Genomic DNA, 24,957 nt, shown 5'->3' on the forward strand with positions numbered 1-24,957 from the left:
AATCACTGGATCCGGCAAGGCGTTAAGCGTTAAGGGGATGTGGTCAATGAAGCTCGGCATCAACCTCGGCTACTGGGGCGCGGGTATGGACGCGGACAACCTGGCCGTCGCGAAGGAAGCCGACAGACTGGGCTACGCGGTGTGCTGGGCCGCCGAGGCCTATGGTTCCGACGCCGCCACGGTCCTCGCGTACGTCGCCGCGCAGACGGAGCGGATCGACGTCGGCTCGGCCATCTTCCAGATCCCGGCCCGTCAGCCCACGATGACGGCGATGACGGCCGCGACGCTCGACTCGCTGTCCGGGGGCCGCTTCCGGCTCGGCCTCGGTGTCTCGGGGCCGCAGGTCTCCGAGGGCTGGTACGGGGTCAAGTTCGACAAGCCGCTGGCGCGCACCCGCGAGTACGTCGACATCATCCGCAAGGCGATGAGCCGTGAGCGGGTCACCCATGAGGGCGCGCACTGGACGCTGCCGCTTCCCGGCGGGCCGGGCAAGCCGCTGAAGCTCATCGTGCACCCGGAGCGCGAGCACATTCCGCTCTACATCGCCGCCATCGGCCCGAAGAACCTGGAGCAGACCGGCGAGATCGCCGACGGCGCCCTGCTGATCTTCCCGGCGGCCGAGCACCTGGAGGAGACCGCGCTCCAGCACATCCGCGTGGGCCGCGAGAAGGCCGGCAAGACCATGGACGGCTTCGACGTCTGCCCGACGGTTCCGCTGGCACTCGGCGGGGACGACGAGGCGTCCGTGAGCGCGCTCGCCGACATGTTCCGGCCGTACACCGCCCTCTACGTGGGCGGCATGGGAAGCCGCAAGCAGAACTTCTACAACCAGCTCGCGCAGCGCATGGGCTACGAGAAGGAGGCCGCCGAGATCCAGGACAAGTACCTGGCCGGCGACAAGGAGGGCGCGGCCGCGGCGATCCCGCAGCAGCTCATCGACTCCACCACGCTGCTCGGCTCCGTGGACCGGATCGCCGACCGGATGCGGGCCTACGCCGAGGCCGGTGTCACCACGCTGACCGTCAACCCGGCCGGGCTCACGCTCGACGACCGGCTCGCCTCGCTGCGCGCGGGCACCGAGGCCATGGAGCTCGCCGGGCTGGCGTAGGGGTTCAGGGGCCCAAGGGCTCGGCGGAGTTCTTCCACGGCCGTGGTGGGGGCTCGGGGGGTCTTCCCCGCCACGGCCGTCACAGAGCACAACGCGTCACGAGGGGCTCCGGTTACGGCTCCTCCCGCGCCCCGGGTCCTCCTTTCGGACGAGTTGACCCGCATAGCTGTTGCCCTGCCTCATGTCCCGCATTTGACTCGGACTTTGCAGTACTGCGGAGTCCGGCGCGGCGAGATGGAGGTAGCAGATGCTGTCGGCCAAGAGTCTGTTCCAGGAAATCATCGACAACGACGAGTCGTTCCGGCTGTTCTGCTCCATCGCCGCCGGCGGCGAATCCCAGGGCGGCTGGGAGAACGGGCGGATCGCCGCGCTGGTGCCCGAGGGCGAGCGCGACCTCGCCCCCAAGATCGCGCGGCACGGCGCGGACGAGGACAAGCACGGGCGTATCTTCAACGCCCTCATGAAGAAGCGCGGCCTGGAGCCGGCGCCCGTCCCCGCCGAGACCGACTACACGATGCTTCTGGAGAGGCGGCGCATCGGGCTCGCGCACGAGCGGCTGCGCGGCGACGAGCGGCTCTCCGTGCGGGACGTCGTCACGTACCTGGCGCACAGCCGTGTCACCGAACAGCGGGCCTCCGAGCAGATGGAGATGCTCCGCAAGCACTTCGCCGACGATCCCGACCTCGGCCGCGCGGTCAAGATGATCTCCAACGACGAGGACAACCATCTCGCGTACTGCCACGAGGAGTTGCTGCGGTTCGCCTACGCGGGGCACGGGCGCACGATTCAGCGGGTCCTGCGGGAGTGCGCCCTTGCCGAGATCGCCGTCTACCGGGACGTCAGCCTCGCCGTCATGGACCACATGGGGCGCATTCTGGGCTGGTCGAAGCCGAAGGCGGCGGTGCTCGCCGCGGGGATCCGTGCGGTGTACGCGTACGAGCGTCTTGGCGGGTGGCGGCGGATGGTGTCGTTGCGGATGCCGGATCGGCGCGATGCCCTGGGCGGGCCGCCTGCCACGGTCGAGTTCGCCTGAGTCGTCCGGTGGTACTGCTCGACCGGTGTTGCGGTCGCGGGGCTCTGCCCCGGACCCCGCGCCTCAATCGCCGTTGGGGCTTGATTGGGGCAGCCGGGTCCTGCGCCTCAATTGGCGGCGGGGCTTGAGTGGGTCACAGCCAGCCGCGGTGCTTGAACAGGCGGAAGAGGAGGAGTTCCAGGAGGGCCATCAGGATGATGACCGCCGGGTACGCCCACACCCAGTGCAGTTCCGGCATGTGGTCGAAGTTCATGCCGTAGATGCCCGCGATCATGGTGGGCACCGCCGCCATCGCCGCCCACCCCGAGATCTTCCGCATGTCGTCGTTCTGCCGCACGCTCATCTGCGCCAGGTGCGCCGAAAGGATGTCCGACACGAGGCGGTCCAGGCCGTCCACGGACTCGTTGACCCGCGTCAGGTGGTCGTTCACGTCGCGGAAGAACGGCCGCGCCTCCTCGTGCACGAACGGCACCGCGGCCAGGCCCCACGGGCCGACCCCGGCGAGCCGGGCCACCGGCATCGCCAACGGGCCGGTGGCGCGCCGGAATTCGAGGATCTGGCGCTTGAAGGTGTAGATCCGCTCCGCGGTGTCGCGGGTGCCGCCGCCCTGTGGCGAGAAGACCTCCGTCTCCAGCTCCTCCAGGTCGGTCTGGAGCTCGGCCGCGACCTCCAGATAGTGGTCCACCGTGGCGTCCGCGACCGAGTACAGGACCGCGGTCGGCCCCTGCTTCAGGAATTCCGGCTCGGCCTCCAGACGCTGCCGTACGGCCTTCAGGGGCGCGCCCTCGCCGTGCCGCACGGTCACCACGAACGAGTCGCCCAGGAACAGCATCAGCTCGCCCGTGGACACCTTGTCGCTGTTCGGCTCGTAGACGACCGGCTTGAGGACCACGAACAGCGAGTCGTCGTAGATCTCCAGCTTGGGCCGCTGGTGCGCCTTCATGGCGTCCTCCACGGCCAGCGGGTGCAGCCCGAACTCCTGGGCGACCTGGTCGAACTCCTCGTCGCTCGCCTCGTGCAGCCCGATCCACACGAAGGCGTCCCCGGCCGCCCGCGCCTCGTCGAGCGCGTCGGAGAAGTCGGCGGGGCGCTCGATGCGGCGCCCTTCCCGGTAGATGGCGCAGTCGACGATCACGAAGCGAATTCTTCCCAGGACCGGGCACTGTCGCACGTCGTCGTATGCCTAGGGTGGGGCACATGCCCACGCTGATCCTTGTCCGGCACGGACGGTCCACCGCCAATACCGCGGGCGTGCTCGCCGGGTGGACGCCCGGTGTGGCGCTCGACGAGCGCGGCGCGGCGCAGGCCGCGCGGCTGCCCGAGCGGCTCGCGGACCTGCCCCTCGCCGAGATCGTCGCCAGCCCGCTCCAGCGCTGCCGGGAGACCGTCGCGCCGCTGCTCGCCGCCCGGCCGGACATCACCCTGCGCACCGACGACCGGATCGGCGAGTGCGACTACGGGGACTGGTCCGGCCGCAAGCTCGCCGAGCTGACGGACGAGCCGCTGATGCAGGTCGTGCAGCAGCACCCGACGGCCGCCGCGTTCCCCGGCGGTGAGTCGATGCGGCAGATGCAGCACCGGGCCGCCGAGGCGGTACGTGAGTGGAACGCGCGCGTGGAGCGCGAGCACGGCGAGGACGCCGTCTATGTGATGTGTTCGCACGGCGACATCATCAAGTCCCTTGTCGCGGACGCCATCGGGCTTCATCTGGACCTCTTTCAGCGCATCTCTGTAGAGCCGTGTTCCATCACAGCGATCCGTTACACACGGCTGCGCCCCTTTCTCGTACGCCTCGGGGACACCGGGGACTTCGCGTCCCTGGCGCCGCGTGAGGCGCCACAGGAGGGCGATGCGCCCGTCGGGGGCGGCGCGGGCGCACCGTGATCGTCCGCCGCAGTAGGGTGAAGCAGCCGTAAGCACAGTCGGCCCGGTCGGCCGTGACCGGTTCAAGACAGTCGATTCCGATCCCATGGAGACAGGACGTGTCCCGTCAGGTGTTCCTCTACGACCCTCCGGAGCGGTTCGTGGCCGGTACGGTCGGGCTCCCCGGGCGCCGCACCTTCTTCCTGCAGGCCACGGCAGGAGCCCGGGTCACCAGCGTGGCGTTGGAGAAGACCCAGGTGGCCGCGCTCGCCGAGCGCATGGACGAACTGCTCGACGAGGTCGTCCGGCGCACCGGGGGCAACGCGCCGGTGCCCGCCGTCGCGCCCAGCGAGGTCTCCGACACCGCGCCCCTGGAGGCGCCCGTGGAGGAGGAGTTCCGCGTCGGCACCATGGCCCTCGCGTGGGACGGCGACGAACAGCGCATGATCGTCGAGGCGCAGGCCCTCGTCGAGCTGGACGCCGAGTCCGAGGAGGACCTGGCGGAGGCCGAGGAGAAGCTCCTCCAGGACGAGGAGAACGGCCCGCCGATGCTCCGGGTCCGCCTCACGGGGAACCAGGCACGCGCCTTCGCCAAGCGGGCCCTGGACGTCGTGAACGCGGGCCGCCCGCCGTGCCCGCTGTGCAGCCTGCCGCTCGACCCGGAGGGACACGTATGTCCGCGCCAGAACGGATACCGGCGCGACGCGTGAGCGACGACCGGGACCTGCTCGCCCTCGGTGAGCTGCACGTGGAAGGACAGATCCGCGAGTCGTCGAACGCGGTGCTGGTGTGCACCGTCACCCACGACGGCCGCGAGGCGCGCTGCGTCTACAAGCCCGTACGCGGGGAGCGTCCCCTGTGGGACTTTCCCGACGGCACCCTGGCGCAGCGCGAGGTCGCCGCGTACGAGGTCTCCGAGGCGCTCGGCTGGGGCCTGGTGCCGCCGACGGTGCTGCGCGACGGGCCCTACGGCGAGGGCATGTGCCAGCTGTGGGTCGACGGGCCCGACGACGAGGCCGAGGGGCAGGAACTGCTGGCCCTCGTCGACCGTGAGGAGCCCGAGGAGGGCTGGAAGGCCATCGGGTTCGCGGAGGTCGGAGAGGGCCGTACGGCGCTGCTCGTGCACCGTGACGACGCCCGCCTGCGCCGGCTCTCCGTGCTCGACGCCGTGATCAACAACGGCGACCGCAAGGGCGGGCACCTGCTCGTCGACGCCGATGGGCACCTGTTCGGCATCGACCACGGTGTGACGTTCAACGCCGAGGACAAGCTGCGCACGCTGCTGTGGGGCTGGGCGGGGGAGCCGCTGACCGAGGAGGCCACCGTTGCCCTGGAGGGGCTGCGGGTGGCCCTCGGCGAGGGCGAGCCGCTCGCTGCGAGGCTGGGCGAGCTGATCACGTCGGCCGAGGTGGAGGCCGTACGTGAGCGGGTGGCGGACCTTCTGAAGTCCGGGCGGCACCGGGAGCCCGGTGGCGACTGGCCCGCGATCCCCTGGCCGCCGGTGTAGTGCGGCCCGCACCGGTGTCGCGGTCGCGGGGCTCTGCCCCGGACCGCGCTGCTCGATCGCCGCAGGGGCTGGATTTGCCTAGCGCGTCCGTCAAGATCGCGCAAGAGGGCCGGTTCGGCCAATACGCCTGGTCCGGTTCGTATGCGGAAGCACCGTCCGGTTACGCTCGATGCATGCATGCCTGGCCCGCTTCTGAGGTCCCCGCCCTGCCCGGCAAGGGCCGCGACCTCCGGATCCACGACACCGCGACCGGTGGGCTCGTCACCCTTGCCCCCGGTCCCGTCGCCCGTATCTATGTCTGCGGCATCACGCCGTACGACGCGACCCACATGGGTCACGCGGCGACCTACAACGCGTTCGACCTCGTGCAGCGCGTGTGGCTCGACACCAAGCGGCAGGTTCACTACGTCCAGAACGTGACGGACGTCGACGATCCTCTGCTTGAGCGGGCCGTGCGTGACGGCATCGAGTGGGAGGGCCTCGCCGAGCGCGAGACCGCCCTGTTCCGCGAGGACATGACCGCCCTGCGGATGCTGCCGCCGCAGCACTACATAGGCGCCGTCGAGGCGATACCCGGCATCGTGCCGCTCGTCGAACGACTGCGTGACGCCGGTGCCACCTACGAGCTCGAAGGTGACACCTACTTCTCCGTCGAGGCCGACCCGCACTTCGGTTCCGTCTCGAACCTCGACGCCGAGGCGATGCGGCTGCTCTCCGCCGAGCGTGGCGGCGACCCCGAGCGTCCCGGCAAGAAGAACCCGCTCGACCCGATGCTGTGGATGGCCGCGCGCGACGGCGAGCCCAGCTGGGACGGCGGCTCGCTCGGCCAGGGGCGCCCCGGCTGGCACATCGAGTGTGTCGCCATCGCCCTCGACCACCTCGGCATGGGCTTCGACGTCCAGGGCGGCGGCTCCGACCTGGCCTTCCCGCACCACGAGATGGGCGCCTCGCACGCGCAGGCGCTGACCGGCGAGTTCCCGATGGCCAAGGCGTACGTGCACGCCGGCATGGTCGGGCTCGACGGCGAGAAGATGTCGAAGTCCAAGGGCAACCTGGTGTTCGTCTCCGCGCTGCGGCGCGAGGGCGTCGACCCCGCCGCCATCCGGCTCGCGCTCCTCGCCCACCACTACCGCTCCGACTGGGAGTGGACGGAGCAGGTGCTCACCGACGCCGTGGCCCGCCTCGACCGCTGGCGCGCGGCCGTCTCCCGCCCCGACGGCCCGTCCGCCGAGGCGCTCGTCGAGGAGATCCGCGCGGCGCTCGCGAACGACCTGGACGCGCCGGCCGCGCTGGCCGCCGTCGACCGCTGGGCCGAGACCCAGTCGACCGCGGGCGGCACGGACGAGGGCGCCCCCGGCGTCGTGTCCCGTGCCGTGGACGCCCTGCTGGGCGTGGCGCTGTAGCAACACCCGTCCGGTAGCCGAGAGGGCGCCTCCCCGAGCGGGGAGGCGCCCCTTTATTTCCGGTGTTTCCGGTGCTTCCGGCGCGTGCTCAGATGCGCTGCACCCGAACGCTCCGCAGGATGTTCGGCGACCCCGTGTCCCAGACGCCCACGACCTGGTGGCCGAACGCGAAGGCCTCCTGGATCTCGTCGTGTGCCTGCGGGGTGGGGTTGTTGAGGACGCGGAACACGTTGTTGATGCGCAGGAAGATCTGGCTCGGCTGGCCCGGGAGCGGCTGCACGATGTCGATGTAGCCGTTCGCGATGCCGGCGGCCAGGGCCTGCTGCTGCACCTGCTGGTGGGCCTGCTGGATCGCGGCCAACTGGACCTGCTGGAGCTGCTGCTGGGCCTGCTGCTCCATCTGCTGCGCCTGCTGGTCCTGCTGCTGGCCCTGCTGTTGCTGCCCGTACTGCTGCTGGCCGAATCCCTGCTGCTGCCCGCCGAGTTGCTGGAGCAGCTGCTGGTACGGCTGCTGCTGGCCGAGCTGCTGGAGCTGCTGCTGAAGGTGCTCCTGGCCCTGACCCTGACCCTGGCCCTGGCCGAACATGCCGGGCTGCTGCTGGCCGTACGACTGCTGGCCGAACGGCTGCTGCTGGCTCATGCCCTGCTGGTAGGGCGAGGTGCTCGGGAACTGCTGCCCCTGCTGGCCCATCTGGGGGGTGATGCTCATGCGGGTGCCACCTTCCATGAATGGTTGGCTGCGTTCAATGGTTGGTTGCGTTGCCTCAGCCCGTGACGACCAGGCCGACGACCTCGTCGTCCGAGAACCACACACGTACGTCGGGCCGTCCCCCCGCGAAAGCGGTGTGCACCGCCTGGCGGGTCTCGGGGGACGGGTTGTTCAGATTGCGCCAGGAGCCCGCCACGAACAGGCGTAGCCGGGGCGGGAGTTCCGGCGGATACGGGATCAGCTCGTCCCAGTACCGCTCGGCCTGGCCCGAACCGACCGTCGAGGGCAGCAGGTTGGTGACCGCTCCCTTGATGTCGGGCCGGTTGCCGATCCGCTGCGAGGCGGGCCGGCCGGGGGCGTCCTGCTGAGGTGAGCCGGTCGCCCGGAGCACATCGCGCGCCCGCCGTGACGTCATCGGGCGCTGACCGCCTGCCTTGAGCATTCCCTGGAGGGCGGTCAGCGCGCCGACGACCACCGGGGAGGCGGACGAGGTGCCGGAGAAGGTGTCCGTGTACCAGGCGATCTCCTCGGTACCGCCCTGGAGGTCGCCGGGCCGGTCCCAGGCGCCGCCGGTGGTGGTGACCTCGCGGCCCCAGCCCTGGGCGTCCACGCGGGCCCCGTAGTTGGAGAAGGACAGGCGCGAGCGGTCCGGGCCGTGGTCGCGGCCGTGCGTGCCCGGCGGCGGGGCGCCCGCGCCCACGAGCACCGCGTCCGAGGAGCGGTTCGACGGGTTGAACGGGTTGTGCCACCACGCCGGGAACTCGTCGGGCCTGCGCTCGTACACCGCGTCGTCGAGGGACTCGGCTCCGTTGCCCGCCGCGGCCACGACCACGATGCCCTTCGCCGTCGCGTACTTGATGGCCGCGAAGTCGTCGGGCCACCACTCCAGGGCGATGTAGCCGCGCTGGTCGTCGCGCGGCTCGAAGTCGAACCGCGGTCCCGGGCGGTGCAGTTCGATCAGGATGACGTCGCCGGGGTTCAGCCGCTCGGCCGCCGCGTGGATCGCCGCCGCCGTGCCCACACCCTGGAAGGACGCCGCCGCGGTCACCGCCTCCGGCACGATGCCGGTGATGCCGCGCTCGTTGCGGTCGCCGCCGATCACGCCGAGGACCGCCGTGCCGTGATTGCGCCAGGCCACGTCCGAGATCGGCGTGCCGACCACGATGCCCGCGAGCTTCGCCGACAGGTCCTCGTGCCCCAGCTGCCAGGCGCCTTCCACGTCGATGACGGTGATGCCCTCGCCGCTGCCGCCGAGCCGCCGCCACGCCCACTGCGCGTCGATGCCGGCGGGCGCGGGGCCCAAGTAGCCCTGGCGGCCCGTGTAGTCGGGCGTCGCGGCCGTCTTCTCCTTCAGCCGCCGCGCCTCCTCGAAGTTCTCCGGGGACGGCTGGGGCGACGAGGCGCGCGTCGCGGGCACCGCGCCCGGCTTCACGTACGCCGTGTCGATCTCCGGGAGCGCCGCGATCCGCGCGCGCAGCTCCTGTGCGCGCTCGGCCCCGCCGCGCACCCGGTAGAACAGCGCCAGATCGGGCACCTCCGCCCCGGGCGCCGCGTCGGCGTCCCGTACCCGCTCCTCGCCGCCGAACAGCGGTTCAAGAGCGAGCTGTTCGTCCCCGAGGAACATGTTCAGCGCCGATACGTCGGCGCCTGCGGCGGAGCGCACACCGTCTGCCTGGACGCGCAGGCGGGCCTCCGGGCGCGCCACGACGATGAGTTCCTCTTCCGCCCCGCGATAGGTGAAACCGGATCCGTCCGGTCCCGGCCCGGCCGCTCCCGGCCCCTGTGCCGGGCTTGCGTGCTGGTCGGTCATCGGTTCACAGCTCCCCTCGCCACATCCGGTCGTACGGGTCTGCTTGTGCCGTGTGCTTCCTTGAGGCTCGTCGGGGCTCACCCTGCTACGCCGACGCCCGCCCGTCCACCCCTCGTCGGCCAACTGCGTTTGAAAACAAGTTGAATGGGGAACCCCCTGCAACTGCCTTCAATTCGGCCGGAAACAACTGTCACGCCGCAAACCGGCCAGACTCGGGGCGCGGGCGGGGCACGACGAAGGGCGGGGCGCTCGGCGCCCCGCCCTGATCGTCACCGCATGCCGCGACTACTCGTCGCCGTCGTCGCTCTCCGGGCGCGGCGGCTTCGGCGGCCTGGTCCGGCCGCTCGGATTGTCACGCAGGTGCGAGGAGCCGTCCCCGCCGTCCGTCGCGTGACCGCCAGGACCGGCGCCCGGATCGCGGCGCTGCAAATAGCGCTCGAACTCGCGGGCGATGGCCTCGCCGGAGGCCTCGGGCAGCTCCGCGGTGTCGCGGGCCTCCTCCAGGGACTGCACGTACTCGGCGACCTCGCTGTCCTCGGCCGCCAGCTGGTCCACGCCCAGCTGCCAGGCCCGCGCGTCCTCGCCCAGCTCGCCCAGCGGGATGCGCAGGTCGATCAGGTCCTCCAGGCGGTTGAGGAGGGCCAGCGTCGCCTTCGGGTTCGGCGGCTGCGACACGTAGTGCGGGACGGCCGCCCACAGCGAGACCGCGGGGACGCCCGCGTGCGTGCAGGCCTCCTGGAGGATGCCGACGATGCCCGTGGGCCCCTCGTACTTGGTCTCCTCCAGGTTCATCCGCGTGGCCAGATCCGGGTCGGAGGTGACACCGCTGACCGGCACGGGCCGGGTGTGCGGGGTGTCGCCGAGCAGCGCGCCGAGCACGACGACGAGTTCGACGCCCAGCTCGTGCGCGAAGCCGAGCAGTTCGTTGCAGAACGAGCGCCAGCGCATGGACGGCTCGATGCCCCGGACCAGCACCAGGTCGCGCGGCTTGTCCCCGCCGACCCGGATCACCGAGAGCCGCGTCGTCGGCCATGTGATCTTTCGCACGCCGCCGTCGACGAACACCGTCGGGCGGTTGACCTGGAAGTCGTAGTAGTCCTCGGCGTCCAGCGCCGCGAACACCTCGCCCTTCCACTCCTTGTCGAGATGCGCGACCGCGGTGGAGGCGGCGTCGCCGGCATCGTTCCAGCCCTCGAACGCGGCCACCATGACCGGGTCGACCAGCTCGGGAACCCCCTCGAGCTCGATCACCCAGCGCCTCCTTCCGACGTGCCCTCGCGTACCTGCCCACCTTACGGCGTCGGCGGGGGCCCTCCGCATCCCCTTGTGGGCGCGGACTGCCCCCAACACTGCCCCGCGGCGGAGTGGTCCACTCCACCGCGGGGCAGTCGTCAGGTCCGCGCGAGCCGCGCGGCGTCGGTTCCGGCGGCCGGTGCCTCGCGGACCGGCCTGACCAGCAGCCATGCCCCGCACACCAGCGTCAGCGCCTGGGCCCCGGCGAGGAGGCCGAATCCGGCGCCGAAGCCGTGGCCGCCGCTGGCCGCGATGGCCACGCCCATGAGGGTGGGCATGAACGCCGACACGAGATTGCCGACGCCGTTCACGACGCCGTAGGCGCTGCCGACGAAGTGGGCGGGCGCGCAGTGCTGGACGAGGGTGGGGATCGCCGGACCCTGAAGGCCCCAGAAACCGCCGGCCAGGATGAGACCCGTGGCCGCCGCCGCGTCGCTGTCCGCGCCCGCGACGAGCAGCACGCACACGGCGGTGCCGGCCGATCCCACCACGAACGGCAGCGCGAGCAGCCGCCGCGGCAGCCGGTCGAGCACGAGCCCGCCGAGGAACCCGGAGACCAGCGACATCAGGAACGGCAGCGCCGAGACGATGCCCATCGCGGAGAGCGAGAAGTGCCGCTCGCGCAGCAGGTACGAGGGCAGCCACGCGCTCGACCCCCACAGATACGCGAGCGTGGCGATCTCGATGACCAGGATGGGCGCAAGGCGTGGCATCCGCAGTGCGCCCTTGAGCGTGGTCCCGAAGCCGGGCCGCTCGGCGCCGCGCACGCGGTGTCCCCGCCGGACCCGTACGAACAGCAGGATCAGCGGCAGGCCGATGACCGCGTTCAGGGCCGCGAGGGCGATGAACGAGGTGTGCCAGTCGAAGCGGTAGACGAGGTACGTGATGAGGGGCAGGCCCGCCGCCGTGCCCAGCGAGACACCCATGGAGCTGACGGCGTTCGGGCGGCCCGCCTCGTGCGGCTCGAAGTGCTCGCGCACGTACATCGTCTTCAGCGAGAACAGCGGACCCTCGGCGGCGCCCAGCAGCGCGCGCAGGACGGTCAGCGTGAGCGCGCCGAGCGCGTACGGGGAGAGCAGTGTCATCAGCGACCACAGGGCGACGCTGACGACGAGCCCGCGGCGCACCCCGAGCGACGTCTCGTAGAACGGGGTGAGGACGAACGCCGCGATGCCGTACCCGATGAGGAACACCGTCGACAGGGCGCCCTGTGCCGTCGGGTCGCCGGTGATGCCGAAGTGGTCGGTGAACGCCTTGTCCGTGATGAGGACGGAGACGTTCACCCGGTCCACGTAGCTGATCAGGACGATGACCAGCAGGCTGAGGACGCCCGCCCAGCGGGCCCGGGTGCTCATGCGCCGGCGGACTGCTTCTCGGCCTCGCCGCGGTACATGCGGCGCAGGCGGACCACGCCGAGGTCGTGCTGGTACAGGTTCTCCCGCTGGTCGGCGTCGGCCGGCATGGCCTCCAGCATCGTGCGGTCCTGCTCCAGGACCGCCCAGTGGCGCTCCTCGATCAGCGTCTTGTAGAGGAAGCGCCAGGTGTCGCGCTGCCAGTCCTGGACCTTGCGGTAGCGCCAGAAGAAGACGGCGCAGCGCTCCTCGTCGACCGGGCGGACCATGCCGACGATGCCGAACGGGCCGCCGGGGCCCGCGGACGGCGGGTAGGGGATCGACAGGTCGACCCAGTCCACGCCGGTGCGGCACAGCTCGACCCAGTCGAAGTTCACGCCCCGCTGGTCGGTCTTCTCGAAGAAGTAGCCGCGGTCGGTCTCGCGGATGCGGAACTTGGCGGTGGTGTCACCGTCGAACATCGTGTGCGAGTCGTGGTGCAGGAACTGGCCGTGCATCGGGTCGAGCAGGTTCTCGACGCCGAAGCGCCACGGCACGTCCCACTCGGCGTAGCACAGGAACGCGTCGGTGTCCGGGTCGGTCAGCGGGTCGGGGAGCGTCAACTCGACGGGCTCCGGGTGCTGTTCGTCACCGAAGTAGGCGAGGACGGCGCCGGAGACCTCGCGCACGGGCAGCGACGTGACGAGCTTCTTGCCCTCCAGGTTGCAGCCGGGCAGACCGGGCACGGAGGAGACCGTGCCGTCGGTCTCGACCTCGACGCCGTGGTACCAGCAGGCCACCCGGTCGCCCAGGTGTTTGCCGAGGGAGAGCGGGGCGCCGCGGTGCGGACACCGGTCGGCGAGCATGCTCAGGGTGCCGTCCGAGCGGCGGAACAGCAGCCACTGCTCACCGAGGACGGTGACCTTGCGCATCGCGCCGGGGGCGACGAAGGAGGACGGGACGACCGGGTGCCACTGGTTGCGCAGGCCGGTCGCGTAGATCTTGTCGGCGGTCAGAGCCATGGTGTGTCACGCTCCCAGTCGGTGCATCTCGGCGCGGAAGGATTCCTCGGTCCACGGCTGCCCGTCGGGGGCGTGGACCTGACGGGCGTTCAGCCCGCCGACGACATCGGCGAGTTCGTGGCCGACCTTGGTGAAGACCTCCTCGAGCGTCGCCGCGAGCTTGTACTCGTACGGGCTCGGCTCGTGGGTGCGCGACTGGTGGACCTCCAGGTAGGGCCAGTCGGTGGTGGTCTCGGTGCTGCTGCTCATGGGTGGTGTCTCCTACGTGTCAGGAGGGGCTTAAAGGTCCAGTACGAGGCGGGAGCCGGCCGCGCAGCGCGAGACGCAGATCATCATCGAGGCGCTCGCGGCGTGCTCCGCTTCCGACAGGAGGAAGTCGCGGTGTTCGGGGGCGCCTTCGATGACGCGGGTCTCGCAGGAGCCGCAGATGCCGTCGCGGCAGGAGCTGGCGACATCGATGCCCGCGGTCTCGGCGGCCTCCAGGATCGAGGTGTCGGCACCGACGGTGAGGGTCTGGCCCGAGGTGCGGCACTCGACCTCGAACTCGCCGTCGTCCGCGGACCGTTCGACCACCGGGGCGGCGAACCGCTCCAGGCGCAGCCGGTCGCCAGGGCAGCGCTCCTCCACGGCGGCGAGCAGCGGCTCGGGCCCGCAGGAGTAGACGAGCGCCCCTTCGGGCAGCTCGGCGAGTGTCGCATCCAGGTCGATGTGCCCCTGCTCGTCCTGCGGTACGAGGGTCAGGTCCCCGCCGAGCGCGGCCAGCTCGTCGGTGAACGCCATCGAGGCGCGCCCCCGGCCGCCGTACACCATGCGCCAGTCGGCGCCGCGCCGGGCGGCCTCCCGGGCCATTGCGAGGATCGGCGTGACACCGATGCCGCCCGCGATGAACACGTACGCCGGGGCGTCCTCCAGGGCGAAGTGGTTGCGCGGCTCCGACACGGTGACCTGCTGGCCGGGGCGCAGCTTGGTGTGCACGTGCCGCGAACCGCCGCGCGAGGACGGCTCGTTGAGCACGCCGATGCGGTACGTGCCGCAGTCGGCGGGGTCCCCGCACAGGCTGTACTGGCGGACCTGGCCGCCGACGTGCACGTCGAGGTGCGCGCCGGGCTCCCAGGCGGGCAGCGGCTTGCTCTCGGGGTGGGTCAGCTCGACGGACAGGACGTCGTCGGCCTCCCAGGTCATCCGCCGGACCAGCAGGTCGAGGCGACGCTCTTCGGTCGTCATGGTGGTCTCCTACGCGCCGGGGATCTTCACGGGCGGGGTGAACGGGTTCTTCATCGGGCCGAGCGCGGCCAGGTCGACCTCGACGAGGGTCGGGCCCTCGGCGCCGACGGCCTGCTCCAGGACCGGCCGGGCGTGCTCGGCGTCGGCGATCCGCAGGTACGGCAAGCCGCAGGCGCGGGCGAGGAGTTCGAAGTCGGGCGTGGCGAGGTCGACGCCGGAGCGGCGCTCGCTGTACCGGTCCTGCATGTTGCGCAGCACGCCGTAGCCGCCGTCGTTGAAGACGAGGACGGTCAGCCGCGGCCGCTCCTGGGCGACGGTGAGCAGCTCGCCGAGGTGCACGGCGAGGCCGCCGTCGCCCGCGATGACAACGGTGGGCCGCTCGGGGTCCGCGAGCGCGGCGCCGATGCCCATGCCGAGGCCCTGCCCGATGCCGCCGCCGCGCGGGAAGACGTTGGAGCGCGGGTCGTACATCTCCAGGAGTCGGTTGCCCCAGCTGCTGGACGGGATGGTGACGTCCCGGGCGACGACGGCGTCGCGCGGCAGCACGGCGCGCAGCGCGTCGCAGATCGCCGCCTGCGGGCCGATGTTGTCGTGCAGCGTGGCCCGCACCTCGGCCCGTACGTCCTTGATCCGCCGGGTCCACGAGGGCGCGGCGGCGCGGGCGTGGGGGAGCAGGGCGGCCAGGGCGTCGGCGGCGTCGGCGTGCAGGGTGTGCGCGGCCGGGTAGACGCGGCCGAGGGCGGCGGCGTCGACGTCGATCTGGATGTGCCGGTCCGCGTCCGGGAGCTTCAGGCCGTAGTCGGCGGTCTCGTTGGACCGGAAGTGCGTGCCGATGGTGAGGAGCACGTCCGCGTCGGCGAGCAGGGCACGTCCGGCGGGGGTGGTCGCGAAGTTGCCGATGACCTGCGGGTGGTCCTCGGGGACCGCGCCGCGCCCGGAGTTGGAGGTGAGCAGTCCGGCGCCGGTCGCCTCGACGAGCGCGGTCAGCTCGGCGCCCGCGCGGGCGGCGCCGCCGCCGGCCCAGATCAGGGGACGCTCCGCGGTCGCCAACAGCTGTGCTGCGGCGGCGAGTTCGGGCTCGGGCACCGAGGTGACGGTCGGCTCCACGGCCACCGGCGCGTCCGTCTGCGCCGCGTACTGGAGGTCGATCGGCCACTCCACGCTCGCCGGACCGCCCGGCGAGGCGAGCGCGGCGCGCGCGGCGGAGCGCAGCACGGTGCCCGCCTCCTCGGTGGAGCGGACCGTGGCCGCGTACGCCGAGACGGCGTCGAGCATGCCGAGCTGGTTCTTCGTCTCGTGGATGAACCCGCGCCCGCTGCCCAGGAACTCGGCCTCGACCTGGCCGGTGACGTGCAGCACGGACGTGCCGGAGGCGAGCGCCTCGATCAGCGAACCGGCCGCGTTGCCCGCGCCCGTGCCGGTCGAGGTGAGCGCGCAGCCGATCGTGCCGCGGGCCCTGCCGTAGGCGTCGGCGGCGTTGACCGCGCTCGCCTCGTGGCGCACGGGCACGAAGCGCAGCTCGCGGTCGACGGCCTCGACCAGCGGCAGGTTGTGCACGGACACGATGCCGAAGACCGTGTCGACGCCGAGTTCCTTGAGGACGGCGACGAGGAGGTCACCGCCGTTGGTGTACTGCATGTGAACTCCTCAGAGAATGCCGCGGCCGACGCCGCCACAGACATCGATGCCGGTTCCGGTGATGTACGAGGCGCGCGGCGAGAGCAGCGCGACGATCGCGTACGCGACCTCCTCGGCGCGGCCGAGCCGACCGAGCGAGACGCCGCGGTCGGCGGCCAGTTCCGCCTGCCAGTCCTCGTAGCTCATCCCGGAGTCCGCGGCGGCGTGCCGGCGCGTCCACTGGCCGGTGTCGACGAGGCCGAGGCAGACCGAGTTGACCCGGATGCCCTCCGGGGCCAGCTCCTGGGACAGGGACTTCGAGAGGTTGAGGATGCCCGCGCGGGCGGCGCTCGTCGTGATCAGCCGCGGCTCCGGCTGCTTGGCGAGGACCGCGTTGACGTTGACGACGGAGGCCGCGTCGGACGCCTTCAGGTACTGCCGCGCCGCCTGAAGCGGGTTGAGCACGCCCGCGAACTTCAGCTCCAGCTCGTCGCGCCAGTCGTCCTCGGTCGTGTCGTCGAGGCGCTTCATGCGGGACTGGCCCGCGTTGTTCACGAGACCGTCGATGCGGTCGCCGCCGAACGCGTGCGCCGACGCCTGCACGAAGCCGCGTACGGCGTCGGCGTCGCGCACGTCGCAGGTGGCGGTGAAGAGGCGGTCGTGCGTGCCGATCCTCTTGAGGCGGTCGGCGTCGCGCCCGCAGGTGGCGACGTTCGCGCCTTCGTCGAGGAGGGCGCGGACCGTGGCCAGGCCGACGCCCGAGCTGCCTCCGGTGACCACGTAGGTCCGGTCGGCGAGGCCCAGATCCATAACTCAGTGCTCCAGTGGGTCAGTTCATCGTGAAGCCGCCGTTGACGGCGATCACTTGTCCGGTCAGATAGCGGGACTCCTCCGAGAGGAGGAAGGAGGCGAGGCCCGTGAGGTCCTCGGGCTGCTGCGGCCGGGAGATCGCCCGGTTCGCGGCGTACAGACCGTGCCGTTCCTCGGGCACCCCTTCGGTCGCCTCGCACTCGGTGAGGCCCGGCGCCAGCGCGTTGACGGTGATGCCGCGCTCGCCGAGCTCCCGTGCCATCGCCCGGGTGAGGGCGATGACGGCGCCCTTCGAGGTGATGTAGTGCGCGAGCCTCGGGGAGCCGTAGAGCGCGGCGTCCGACGCGATGTTGACGATGCGTCCGGTCGGGCCGAACAGCGGGTGCAGGGCCTTGGCCACCAGCCAGGGGCCGCGCGCGTTGATCGTCATCAGGCGGTCCCAGGTCTCGATGTCGATGTCCTGGAACTCCTTGCCGCCGACGCCGTTGGCGAGGGCCGCGTTGTTGACGAGACCGTACAGCCCGCCCAACTTGCCTACGAAAGCGGCGAGTTCGTCGACGGACGCCGGGTCCGCCACGTCGCAGCGGACGAAGTGCGCGTCGTGCCCCTCGGCCCGCAGTTCCTCGGCGGCGCGGGCGCCGCGCTCGGGGTCGAGCTCGGCGAGGACGACCCGGAAGCCGTCCGCGCCGGCCCGGCGGGCCATGGCCAGTCCCAGGCCACGGCCCGCCCCGGTCACGACGACCGTGCGCGCGTCGGGCACGTCAGTCACGGGTGACGCCGTGCATCGGCGAGTACTCGGGGTACGAGGGAACCTGCGGCTTCTGCGTGCCGATGACGACGCAGAACAGGGCGTCGGTGTCGCCCTCGTTCTTCAGCGAGCGGGTCACACCGGCGGGCACCACGATCATGTCGCGGTAGCCGAGGGTGCGGTACTCGACCTCGTCCGGGCCGCGGTGCACGCCCACGCGGACCTCGCCCTCCAGGACGAAGAAGGCCTCCTCCACGTCGTGGTGGGTGTGGGCCGGGCCCTCGGCGCCGGGCGGCAGCAGCATGTTCGAGAAGGTGAAGCCGCCGGACGGGAGGATGCGGCTGTCGCCCTCGTGGTTGCCGGTGGCACCGGAGCCCACGTAGCGGATCTGGCCGCGGCGGTACTGCTTGCCCGCTTTCTCCTGGAAGGAAAGCGTGTCGAAGTCCGCGACGCGGGACTCCTTCGAGGCGATCAGCGAGTCGGTGTACGCGCCGAGGTCGCCGCCGTTGTCGTACTCGGTGGTGGTCAAAGGCATGGTGTGTGTCCTTAGGTAGGCGCCGACGGTCGGGCGGTGACCGTCAGGCGGTGGCGATGTGCAGGTGGGACAGGACCCAGGCGTTGAACCGCTCGGGCTGTTCCTGGTTGGCCAGGTGACCGGCGTCCTTGACGATCACGTAGGCCGTCTTGTGCAGGCCGCCGGCGATGACCTGGGAGGCCTCGACGCCGGTGACCTTGTCGCGGTCGCCGCAGATCACGAGCGTGGGAGCGGTGACGGCGGACAGTTCGGGGCGCAGGTCGGCGCTCGCCATGGCCTCGGCGGCGTACCCGTAGCCGGGCAGCCGCACGGAGGCGGCCATGGTGTCGACGACCCGCTCGACCAGCGCTTCGGGGGCGAGGTCGGAGACGAGGCGCGGTCCGCGCTTCTCGGCGAAGGCGCGCGCTCCGGCCTCGGCCAGCTCGTTGGCGCGCGCACGCATGCCCTCCGCCTTCTTCGGGTCGGTGCCCGAGCCCGCGCTGGAGTCGGCGACGATCAGCGAGTCCACGAGGTCCGGGTGCCGGGTCGCGAGCCGCAGCGCGATGACGCCGCCCCACGAGACACCGAGGACGTGCGCGGAGGGACCGTACGAGCGGATCACGTCGGCCGCGGCGTCCGCGAAGCCGTCGAGGTCCAACGGGCCGTCCGGATCGGCCGACTTGGCGTAGCCGGGCGCGTCCCAGGCGACGACCCGGGCGTGCGGCGCGAGCCCTTCGAGCTGTGGCGCGAACGCGGCCGAGGAGGAGCCGATGCCGTGCAGGCACAGCAGCAGCGGGCCCTCGGCACCCGCTTCTTCCACGTGGATCACAGGATCTGCCCCGACCGCCCGGCGAGCGCGGCCACCGAACGCAGCACCGCGTACGGCACGACCTGGCTGGTCGCCGGGTTGCCCGGGTCCGGCCGGTGCGCGACCTCGAAGCGGTACGCGCCGTGCTCCCCGGACGCCTCGATGACGTGCCGGGTGCGCGTGGCCCCCGGATCGGCGACGACCTCGACCCGCACAGCGTCCAGGTCGCCGACGGCGAGGGCGACCGAGGCGGCCACGTTCGTCGACTTGGGGAACTTCACCGGCACGTCGCGCGCCGTGCCGGACATCACCACGACCGGACCGGTCGCCGAGCGCATCCGGCCCAGCAACTCCTCGTCCATCCACGGCTGTTCGAGGGTGGAGGGCAGCTTCGTGGTGGTGAGCCGGACGTCCTCGATCGGCCCCAGGACCCGCACGGCCTGGAGCAGATCGAGGCCGCCGACCGCGCCGCCCGTGAAGAACACCCGGCCGGGCCCGGCGGCGAGCAGCCGCTTGGCCAGCTCGTCGTCGGTGAGGGCCCCGGTCGAGGCCACGAGCAGATCGGTGCCGGAGTCGAGGACGTGCTCGCCCCACTCCCGGACGACACCCTGACCGGCCGCCTCGACGATCAGGTCGCAGCGGTCGATGGCCTCCTCGAAGGTCACCTGCGGAGCGGGCGCCGCCTCGCCGAGCGGCCGGTTGTCGACGATGCACGTCAGCTCGGCGCCCTGGATCTCCCGCCCGGCGAGCGCGGTGCCGACGACGCGGCCGATGGCGCCCCAGCCGACGAGTCCGACCTTCAGCGTGCTCATTTCCGTACTCCTTCGGGGACGACCGGGGATTCCGGCGAACCGGCCATGTGACAGCGGATCTCCTTCGACGGCGGGCCCGCCGTGCCCCACAGGTCGGAGAGCTCCGGGATCCGCCGCCACACTTTGGCGATCCACCGGTCCTCGACGATCTGGGCGACCTCGGACGTGTACTCGCAGACGAGCCCGGTCGGGTCGGTGAAGTAGGAGAAGGTGTTGTTGCCGGGCCCGTGCCGCCCCGGACCCCACTGCGGGACGATCCCGTGGTGGCGCAGGCGCCCGAGTCCGCGCATGAAGTGGTCGACCGAACTCATCTCGTACGCCACGTGGTTGAGGGACACCCACTCGGCCTGGTTGAACGCGATGCAGTGGTGGTCGGCGTTGCAGCGCAGGAACGCCATCTGGTGCTCGGACCAGTCGGAGACCCGCAGGCCGAGGACGTCGCAGTAGAAGGCGACGGCGGCGTCGATGTCCGGGGTGTTGAGGACGGCGTGCGTGACACCGACCGGGACGGCCCCGTCCTGCCCGCGCGGGGCGACCGCCCAGGTCTCGGCGGACAGCTCGACGAGCCGGCCCTCGTGGTCGTGGAAGCGCAGGCCGTAGCCGCCGCCGACCTGGTCGAGCGGTCCGGGCCCGGCGACGGGCACGATCCCGCGGGCCTCCAGGCGGCGCGCCGCCTCGTCGATCTCGGCGGGGGTGGTGACGGCGAACACGAGGCGGCCGAGGCCGGTGCGGTCGGAGCGGGTGAGCTGGAGGGCGTGGTGCTGCTCGCCGGTGCCGCGCAGCCAGCTCGCGCTGTGCTCGGACTCGACGACCTCCAGGCCCCACGCCTCCTCGTAGAAGTCGGTGGCCTCGGCGAACGAGGGGGTGAGCAGCTCGACGGAGCGCAGCGCGCGCAGCCGGGCGATCGGGGGCTGAGTGGGGTGGGGCATACGGAACTCCGTTGCAGGGGTGGTCAGTTGGCCCAGGGGAGCGGGGCTTCGGACGTGCCCCAGTACAGGGACTTCTGGCGTTGGTAGGCGCGGATGGCGTCACGTCCCTTCTCGGTGCCGAGGCCGCTGTCCTTCATCCCGCTGAACGGGGTGGACGCGCTGAACTGCTTGTACGTGTTGATCCACACGGTGCCCGCGTCGATGCGGCGGGCCAGGTTCCAGGCGGCGCGGTGGTCCCGGGTCCAGATCCCGCAGGCCAGGCCGTACACGGAGTCGTTGGCCTGCTCGACCAGGTCGTCCTCGTCGTCGTAGGGGAGGACCACCAGGACCGGGCCGAAGATCTCTTCCTGGCAGGTGCGGGAGTCGTTCGCGAGCCCGGCGAGGACGGTCGGCAGGTAGTACGCGCCGTTCTCGTACGCGGGGCCCTCGGGGACGGCACCGCCGCACAGCACCTCGGCGCCCTCGGAGCGGGCGAGGTCGACGTAGGCGGCGACCGAGTCCCGGTGCTTGGTGTGCACCAGCGGGCCGACCTGGGTGTCCGGGTCGGTGCCGGGGCCGACCCGCAACTTGCTGACACGGGAGACGAGTTCATCGACGAACAACTCGTACAGCGACGCGTGCACGAACAGCCGCGAACCGGCGATGCAGGACTGCCCGCTGGACGAGAAGATCCCGAACATCACGCCCGCGAGGGCCTGCTCGACGTCCGCGTCGGCCCGCACGATCGTCGGCGACTTACCGCCCAGCTCCAGGGAGGCGGGGATCAGCTTGCGCGCGGCGATCTCCGCGATGGAGCGGCCGGTCTCCGTGCCGCCGGTGAAGCCGATCCGGCCGACGAGCGGGTGCTTGACGACGGCGTCGCCGACGACCCGGCCGCTGCCGGGCAGGACGGACAACAGGGCGGTGGGCAGGCCGAGTTCGGTGAGCGCCCGGGTGATGATCCGGCCGAGTCCCAGGGAGACCAGCGGGGTCCAGGCGGCGGGCTTGAGCAGCACCGCGTTCCCGGCCGCCAGGGCGGGCGCGATCTTCTGCGCGTCGCTGGCGACGGGGGAGTTCCACGGGTTGATCGCCCCGACCACGCCGATCGGCTCGTGCACGCTCATCGTGACGTACGGGCCGCGCGAGGGGGTGATCGCCTCTTCGGCGGTCTCCAGGGCGGCACCCAGGTAGCGGAAGGTGCCCGCCGCGCTGAGCGCGAGCGCCTTCGTCTCGGTGAGGGTCTTGCCGGTGTCGGCGGTCTGCGTCGCGGCGAGCTCGTCCGCTGCCTCCTCGGTCAGCTCCGCGATCCGGTACAGGAGCCGGGCCCGCTGGTGGGGGAGGAGCTCGCGCCAGGCGGGGTCCGCCGCTGCCGCCGCCGCGGCGCGGGCGGCCTCGTCGACCTCCTCGGCGGACGCGGTGTGCAGGGTGGCGAGCACCTCGCCGGTGGCGGGGTCGACCGTGTCGAGCGGGGCACCGGCGCCGCGTCGCCACTGGCCCGCGACGAGGATTTCGGTGGGGTGGTGGGACACGGCGGGACCTCCGGCGCACGGGAGTTGACTTGCTGAAGCACTAGAAAGCTAAGCGCTTAAATGTTTCTCCGCAAGACCCTGCCGTCGGCGGCTTTTCGGTTCACCTGTCTCCAGATCCCTAAGTGCCTAACCATTGACCGCTAAGGAGTTGGCTTCTACTGTCGCCGCAATCCCCTCGTGTTCGCGTGCTCGCGGAAGGACCCCTCCATGACGACTGTGGCCGGTAAAGCCGGAGAATCCGGCAGCCAGGGCCTCGGCTCGATCGCGGCCAGACTCGAACGGCTGCCGCACTCCCGCTGGCACGTCAAGGTGCGCTTCCTGATCGGCGCCGTGACGTTCTTCGAGGCCTTCGACCAGCTCCTCGCCGCATCCGCCCTGCCCGTCCTCATCAAGGACTGGCACCTGAGCACGGCGCAGGCGACCTTCGCGGTCACCACCGGCTCCGTGGGCATGCTGCTCGGCGCGCTGGTCGCCGGCTGGCTCGGGGACCGGATCGGCCGGGTCCGTACGGTGGCCCTCGGCGTCGCGATCACCGGCCTCGGCAGCCTCGCCGTCGCCCTGGCGAACGGGATCGAGCTGTTCTCGCTCTTCCGGTTCATCCAGGGCCTCGGCATCGGCGGCGTCGTCCCGGTCGCGGCCACGTACATCAACGAGATCTCCCGCTCCGACAAGCGCGGCCGCTTCGTCCTGCTCTACGAGATGATCTTCCCGGCGGGCCTCGCGACCGCCAGCCTCGTCGCCGTGTGGGTCGTGCCGAACCTCGGCTGGCGCGCCATGTTCGTCCTTGGCGCGCTGCCCGTCCTGATCGCCCTTGCGCTGCCCAAGCAGGTCGCCGAGTCGCCGCGCTGGCTGCTCTCCCAGGGGCGCACGGAGGAGGCCGAGCAGGCCATCGCCCGGATCGAGTCCGAGGTTGAGCGGGCCGTCGGCCGGCCGCTGCCGGAGCCCGGGCCCACGCCCGACGCGGAGGTGGCGCGCGGCCGCCTGCGGGACCTGTTCACCGGCCGCTACCTGCGCCGCACGGCCGTCCTTTCGGCGCTGTGGTTCGCCGCGTACTACGTGAACTACGGCATCGCGAGCTGGCTGCCGTCGCTCTACACGAAGAACTTCGGCCTCGACCTGACGACCTCGCTCTCGTACACGATGCTCGGCAACGTCACCGGCCTGCTCGGCACGTTCGTCGTCGCCATGCTCATCGACCGGATCGGCCGGCGGCCCGCCCTGGTCGCGGGGCTCGGCGGCGCCGCCATCGCCTTGGGCGTGCTGGCGATCGCGGGCGTCACCTCGGGCCTCCAGGTCGCCCTGTTCGCCTCCTGCACGACGTTCTTCGTCTACGCGATCAACGCGAGCCTCTATCTGTACTCGCCCGAGCTGTACCCGACGGCCAACCGGGCCACGGGCGCGGCCTTCGGCGGACTGTGGAACCGCCTCGGCGTGATCCTCGGCCCGATCGTGGTCGGCGCGATCCTCGGCTCCGGCGGCGGGCTCGGCCTGGTCTTCGCGCAGCTGGCGGGCATGGCCGTGCTGGGCGCGGTGATCGCCCTGTTCGCGGTGGAGACGAAGGGCAAGACGCTGGAGGAGCTCAACTCGTAACGGGGGAGTGCGATGTCGCGGCGCCGGGGCCAGGTGGCTCCGGCGCCGTTGTCGTGCGCTGCGGCCCGCCGCGGGGCGGGCCCGGCCTCAGGTGGTGCCCGGCGCGTCCTTGAGGGCCCCGCCCAGCGTCCCCAGCAGGGCCCGCAGCCCCCGCCGCTCCTGCGGCCGCAGCCCGTCCAGCAGCTCCCGCTCGCCCGCCCTGCGCTCCTCGGTGACCCGGTCGACCAGCTCCCGCCCGGCCCCGGTCAGCCGCAGCTGCACGACCCGCCGGTCCCGCTCGTCGCCCTCCCGCTCGATGAGCCCGGCCCGCTCGAGACGATCCGCGTGCTGGGTCATCCCGCCGGCCCCGACCGCGCCGGCCGCCGCCAGCTCGCCCATGGTGCGGCGGTGTGGGGCGGGGGTGCGGCGCAGCTCGGCGAGCACCTCGAAGGCGGCCAGGGAGATGCCGTGCCGCTTGACGACGCGGCCGATCAGGGTGCGGTAGCGGGTGGCGCAGTCGGTGAGGGCGGCGAAGACGCGGGTGTCGGCGTCGGTGGCGGGGGAGTCCCCGGGCGGCCGCGCCCCTTCGGCGTCCTCGGCCGGTGCGCCGATGGCCGCGGCCAGTACGTCGGTGAGCAACGGCTCGAGGTCGGCCGTCGGCACCGAGCGGGCCGGCTCGTGCGCGAACAGGTAGCGCTCCATGATGACGCCGAACAGCACGCTGCGGACCATGCCGATCCGGGCCGCCGCCCCGGACCCCTCGCCGAGCACGCCCCGCAGCGGCCCGGTCACCAGGCGCTCCAGGAGCTCGCTCAACTGCTCCGCGCTGGGCGGGTGGTTGAGCGCCGAGCGGATCAGCGCGGCCAGCGGGTCCTGGGCGGAGAGGCGGTCCCAGCGGTCCAGGTAGGAGTGGGCGAGGGCCCCGGGGAGGCCGGCCGGATCGTTGCCCGCCTCGTCGAGCAGCGCGGCCGTGACGCCGGTCCCCTCGCCGACGACGGCGCGGAAGAGCCCGTCCTTGGACCCGAAGTACGCCATGACGAGTCCGGGTGTCACCCCGGCGTCGGCGGCGATGGCCCGGATGCCGACCCCTTGGTACCCGTGGGCCGCGAACAGCCGCCGGGCCGCGTCGAGCACGGCCCTCCGGTTCCCCTCGGGGTCGTGCGGGCGGCCGCGCCGTTTCTCCTGCTGTGGATCCACGGCCCAACAGTAGTCGAGCCGGGGGAGCGGCCCACTTGTGCACGGCCGTTCAAATCGATCACCCAGGCAAGAGCTGGCGAACATCGATGTGAGCGACCCCCTTGCCAAGAAGGTACTTCAGAGTCAATCATTTCAGCTCTTA

General features: G+C 71.9%; 24 protein-coding genes. 7 read left to right on the top strand and 17 right to left on the bottom strand.

The annotated features are described in order from the left end of the window. Positions 1-46 precede the first annotated feature (46 nt). Positions 47-1,108 (top strand): LLM class F420-dependent oxidoreductase, encoded by a 1,062-nt coding sequence (locus ACNYS0_RS31930; RefSeq protein WP_422478516.1) that lies wholly within the window; start codon positions 47-49, stop codon positions 1,106-1,108. 247 nt (positions 1,109-1,355) lie between these two features. Beyond that, entirely contained in the window at positions 1,356-2,141 is a 786-nt protein-coding gene (locus tag ACNYS0_RS31935) for a ferritin-like domain-containing protein (protein ID WP_422478518.1), read from the top strand. Between the two features lie 133 nt (positions 2,142-2,274). Here the strand turns inward: ACNYS0_RS31935 and corA are convergent, their stop codons facing one another. Continuing rightward, positions 2,275-3,276, bottom strand: coding sequence for a magnesium/cobalt transporter CorA (gene corA, locus ACNYS0_RS31940; RefSeq protein ID WP_422478520.1), 1,002 nt, complete (start codon positions 3,274-3,276; stop codon positions 2,275-2,277). Between the two features lie 62 nt (positions 3,277-3,338). Here corA and ACNYS0_RS31945 point away from each other — a divergent pair, with 62 nt between their 5' ends. The 4 genes from ACNYS0_RS31945 to mshC all read left to right on the top strand — a co-directional run bounded on the left by ACNYS0_RS31945 (position 3,339) and on the right by mshC (position 6,914). Beyond that, the gene (locus tag ACNYS0_RS31945; RefSeq protein WP_422478522.1) at positions 3,339-4,025 is read left to right on the top strand and encodes a histidine phosphatase family protein; all 687 of its coding nucleotides are present in this window, start codon (positions 3,339-3,341) and stop codon (positions 4,023-4,025) included. Positions 4,026-4,123: 98 nt separating this feature from the next. Continuing rightward, on the top strand, positions 4,124-4,714 hold the full coding sequence (locus tag ACNYS0_RS31950) for a DUF3090 domain-containing protein (protein WP_422406279.1): 591 nt from the start codon (positions 4,124-4,126) through the stop codon (positions 4,712-4,714). Continuing rightward, positions 4,678-5,511 carry an SCO1664 family protein gene (locus ACNYS0_RS31955; protein ID WP_422478524.1) on the top strand — a complete coding sequence of 278 codons (834 nt, stop codon included), beginning with the start codon at positions 4,678-4,680 and terminating at the stop codon, positions 5,509-5,511. Before ACNYS0_RS31950 ends, ACNYS0_RS31955 begins: the two co-directional genes overlap by 37 nt. 173 nt (positions 5,512-5,684) lie before the next feature. Further along, positions 5,685-6,914 carry a cysteine--1-D-myo-inosityl 2-amino-2-deoxy-alpha-D-glucopyranoside ligase gene (gene mshC, locus ACNYS0_RS31960; RefSeq protein ID WP_422478526.1) on the top strand — a complete coding sequence of 410 codons (1,230 nt, stop codon included), beginning with the start codon at positions 5,685-5,687 and terminating at the stop codon, positions 6,912-6,914. An 88-nt stretch (positions 6,915-7,002) separates the two neighbouring features. On the opposite strand, the gene ACNYS0_RS31965 is transcribed toward mshC, so the two are convergent. From ACNYS0_RS31965 to ACNYS0_RS32035, 15 genes are all read right to left on the bottom strand, one after another. After that, positions 7,003-7,623, bottom strand: a complete 621-nt coding sequence (locus ACNYS0_RS31965) for a hypothetical protein (protein WP_422478528.1) — start codon at positions 7,621-7,623, stop codon at positions 7,003-7,005. 55 nt (positions 7,624-7,678) lie between these two features. After that, complete coding sequence (locus ACNYS0_RS31970) at positions 7,679-9,433, bottom strand: S8 family peptidase (RefSeq protein WP_422478530.1); 1,755 nt, start codon at positions 9,431-9,433, stop codon at positions 7,679-7,681. 285 nt (positions 9,434-9,718) lie between these two features. After that, complete coding sequence (locus ACNYS0_RS31975) at positions 9,719-10,684, bottom strand: PAC2 family protein (RefSeq protein WP_422478532.1); 966 nt, start codon at positions 10,682-10,684, stop codon at positions 9,719-9,721. Between the two features lie 140 nt (positions 10,685-10,824). Further along, on the bottom strand, positions 10,825-12,081 hold the full coding sequence (locus ACNYS0_RS31980; RefSeq protein WP_422478534.1) for an MFS transporter: 1,257 nt from the start codon (positions 12,079-12,081) through the stop codon (positions 10,825-10,827). Further along, on the bottom strand, positions 12,078-13,079 hold the full coding sequence (locus ACNYS0_RS31985; protein WP_422478536.1) for a Rieske 2Fe-2S domain-containing protein: 1,002 nt from the start codon (positions 13,077-13,079) through the stop codon (positions 12,078-12,080). Before ACNYS0_RS31985 ends, ACNYS0_RS31980 begins: the two co-directional genes overlap by 4 nt. A gap of 6 nt (positions 13,080-13,085) precedes the next feature. Then, the gene (locus ACNYS0_RS31990; protein WP_422478538.1) at positions 13,086-13,328 is read right to left on the bottom strand and encodes a recombinase-like helix-turn-helix domain-containing protein; all 243 of its coding nucleotides are present in this window, start codon (positions 13,326-13,328) and stop codon (positions 13,086-13,088) included. A 30-nt stretch (positions 13,329-13,358) separates the two neighbouring features. Then, on the bottom strand, positions 13,359-14,303 hold the full coding sequence (locus ACNYS0_RS31995; protein WP_422478540.1) for a PDR/VanB family oxidoreductase: 945 nt from the start codon (positions 14,301-14,303) through the stop codon (positions 13,359-13,361). Positions 14,304-14,312: 9 nt separating this feature from the next. Then, positions 14,313-15,941, bottom strand: coding sequence for a thiamine pyrophosphate-binding protein (locus tag ACNYS0_RS32000; protein ID WP_422478542.1), 1,629 nt, complete (start codon positions 15,939-15,941; stop codon positions 14,313-14,315). Between the two features lie 9 nt (positions 15,942-15,950). Continuing rightward, positions 15,951-16,730: an SDR family oxidoreductase gene (locus ACNYS0_RS32005; RefSeq protein ID WP_422478544.1), complete on the bottom strand. Its 780-nt coding sequence runs from the start codon at positions 16,728-16,730 to the stop codon at positions 15,951-15,953. A gap of 19 nt (positions 16,731-16,749) precedes the next feature. Next, entirely contained in the window at positions 16,750-17,490 is a 741-nt protein-coding gene (locus ACNYS0_RS32010) for an SDR family oxidoreductase (RefSeq protein WP_422482834.1), read from the bottom strand. Position 17,491: 1 nt separating this feature from the next. Then, entirely contained in the window at positions 17,492-18,013 is a 522-nt protein-coding gene (locus ACNYS0_RS32015; RefSeq protein ID WP_385759546.1) for a cupin domain-containing protein, read from the bottom strand. A gap of 43 nt (positions 18,014-18,056) precedes the next feature. Next, entirely contained in the window at positions 18,057-18,818 is a 762-nt protein-coding gene (locus ACNYS0_RS32020; protein WP_422482835.1) for an alpha/beta fold hydrolase, read from the bottom strand. Further along, positions 18,818-19,612, bottom strand: coding sequence for an aspartate dehydrogenase domain-containing protein (locus tag ACNYS0_RS32025; protein WP_422478546.1), 795 nt, complete (start codon positions 19,610-19,612; stop codon positions 18,818-18,820). The genes ACNYS0_RS32020 and ACNYS0_RS32025 overlap by 1 nt, the downstream gene beginning before the upstream one ends. Then, entirely contained in the window at positions 19,609-20,541 is a 933-nt protein-coding gene (locus ACNYS0_RS32030; protein WP_422478548.1) for a VOC family protein, read from the bottom strand. The genes ACNYS0_RS32025 and ACNYS0_RS32030 overlap by 4 nt, the downstream gene beginning before the upstream one ends. 23 nt (positions 20,542-20,564) lie before the next feature. Continuing rightward, positions 20,565-22,049 carry an aldehyde dehydrogenase gene (locus ACNYS0_RS32035; protein WP_422478550.1) on the bottom strand — a complete coding sequence of 495 codons (1,485 nt, stop codon included), beginning with the start codon at positions 22,047-22,049 and terminating at the stop codon, positions 20,565-20,567. 207 nt (positions 22,050-22,256) lie between these two features. On the opposite strand from ACNYS0_RS32035, the gene ACNYS0_RS32040 reads away from it, so the two are divergent. Continuing rightward, positions 22,257-23,639 carry an MFS transporter gene (locus ACNYS0_RS32040; protein WP_422478552.1) on the top strand — a complete coding sequence of 461 codons (1,383 nt, stop codon included), beginning with the start codon at positions 22,257-22,259 and terminating at the stop codon, positions 23,637-23,639. An 87-nt stretch (positions 23,640-23,726) separates the two neighbouring features. Here the strand turns inward: ACNYS0_RS32040 and ACNYS0_RS32045 are convergent, their stop codons facing one another. Beyond that, complete coding sequence (locus tag ACNYS0_RS32045) at positions 23,727-24,815, bottom strand: TetR family transcriptional regulator (protein WP_422478554.1); 1,089 nt, start codon at positions 24,813-24,815, stop codon at positions 23,727-23,729. Between the last annotated feature and the right edge of the window lie 142 nt (positions 24,816-24,957).

Source organism: Streptomyces anthophorae (assembly GCF_049310305.1).
GTDB lineage: Bacteria > Actinomycetota > Actinomycetes > Streptomycetales > Streptomycetaceae > Streptomyces.

Excerpts from the sequence above, each read along its gene's own strand:
- ACNYS0_RS31935 (WP_422478518.1), top strand. The coding sequence starts at position 1,356 with ATGCTGTCGGCCAAGAGTCTGTTCCAGGAAATCATCGACAACGACGAG.
- mshC (WP_422478526.1), top strand. The coding sequence starts at position 5,685 with ATGCATGCCTGGCCCGCTTCTGAGGTCCCCGCCCTGCCCGGCAAGGGC.
- ACNYS0_RS31965 (WP_422478528.1), bottom strand. The coding sequence starts at position 7,623 with ATGAGCATCACCCCCCAGATGGGCCAGCAGGGGCAGCAGTTCCCGAGC.
- ACNYS0_RS31985 (WP_422478536.1), bottom strand. The coding sequence starts at position 13,079 with ATGGCTCTGACCGCCGACAAGATCTACGCGACCGGCCTGCGCAACCAG.
- ACNYS0_RS31930 (WP_422478516.1), top strand. The coding sequence starts at position 47 with ATGAAGCTCGGCATCAACCTCGGCTACTGGGGCGCGGGTATGGACGCG.
- ACNYS0_RS31955 (WP_422478524.1), top strand. The coding sequence starts at position 4,678 with ATGTCCGCGCCAGAACGGATACCGGCGCGACGCGTGAGCGACGACCGG.
- ACNYS0_RS31980 (WP_422478534.1), bottom strand. The coding sequence starts at position 12,081 with ATGAGCACCCGGGCCCGCTGGGCGGGCGTCCTCAGCCTGCTGGTCATC.
- ACNYS0_RS32005 (WP_422478544.1), bottom strand. The coding sequence starts at position 16,730 with ATGGATCTGGGCCTCGCCGACCGGACCTACGTGGTCACCGGAGGCAGC.
- ACNYS0_RS31990 (WP_422478538.1), bottom strand. The coding sequence starts at position 13,328 with ATGAGCAGCAGCACCGAGACCACCACCGACTGGCCCTACCTGGAGGTC.
- ACNYS0_RS32040 (WP_422478552.1), top strand. The coding sequence starts at position 22,257 with ATGACGACTGTGGCCGGTAAAGCCGGAGAATCCGGCAGCCAGGGCCTC.
- ACNYS0_RS32000 (WP_422478542.1), bottom strand. The coding sequence starts at position 15,941 with ATGCAGTACACCAACGGCGGTGACCTCCTCGTCGCCGTCCTCAAGGAA.
- ACNYS0_RS32015 (WP_385759546.1), bottom strand. The coding sequence starts at position 18,013 with ATGCCTTTGACCACCACCGAGTACGACAACGGCGGCGACCTCGGCGCG.
- ACNYS0_RS31945 (WP_422478522.1), top strand. The coding sequence starts at position 3,339 with ATGCCCACGCTGATCCTTGTCCGGCACGGACGGTCCACCGCCAATACC.
- ACNYS0_RS31970 (WP_422478530.1), bottom strand. The coding sequence starts at position 9,433 with ATGACCGACCAGCACGCAAGCCCGGCACAGGGGCCGGGAGCGGCCGGG.
- ACNYS0_RS32030 (WP_422478548.1), bottom strand. The coding sequence starts at position 20,541 with ATGCCCCACCCCACTCAGCCCCCGATCGCCCGGCTGCGCGCGCTGCGC.
- ACNYS0_RS31995 (WP_422478540.1), bottom strand. The coding sequence starts at position 14,303 with ATGACGACCGAAGAGCGTCGCCTCGACCTGCTGGTCCGGCGGATGACC.
- ACNYS0_RS32025 (WP_422478546.1), bottom strand. The coding sequence starts at position 19,612 with ATGAGCACGCTGAAGGTCGGACTCGTCGGCTGGGGCGCCATCGGCCGC.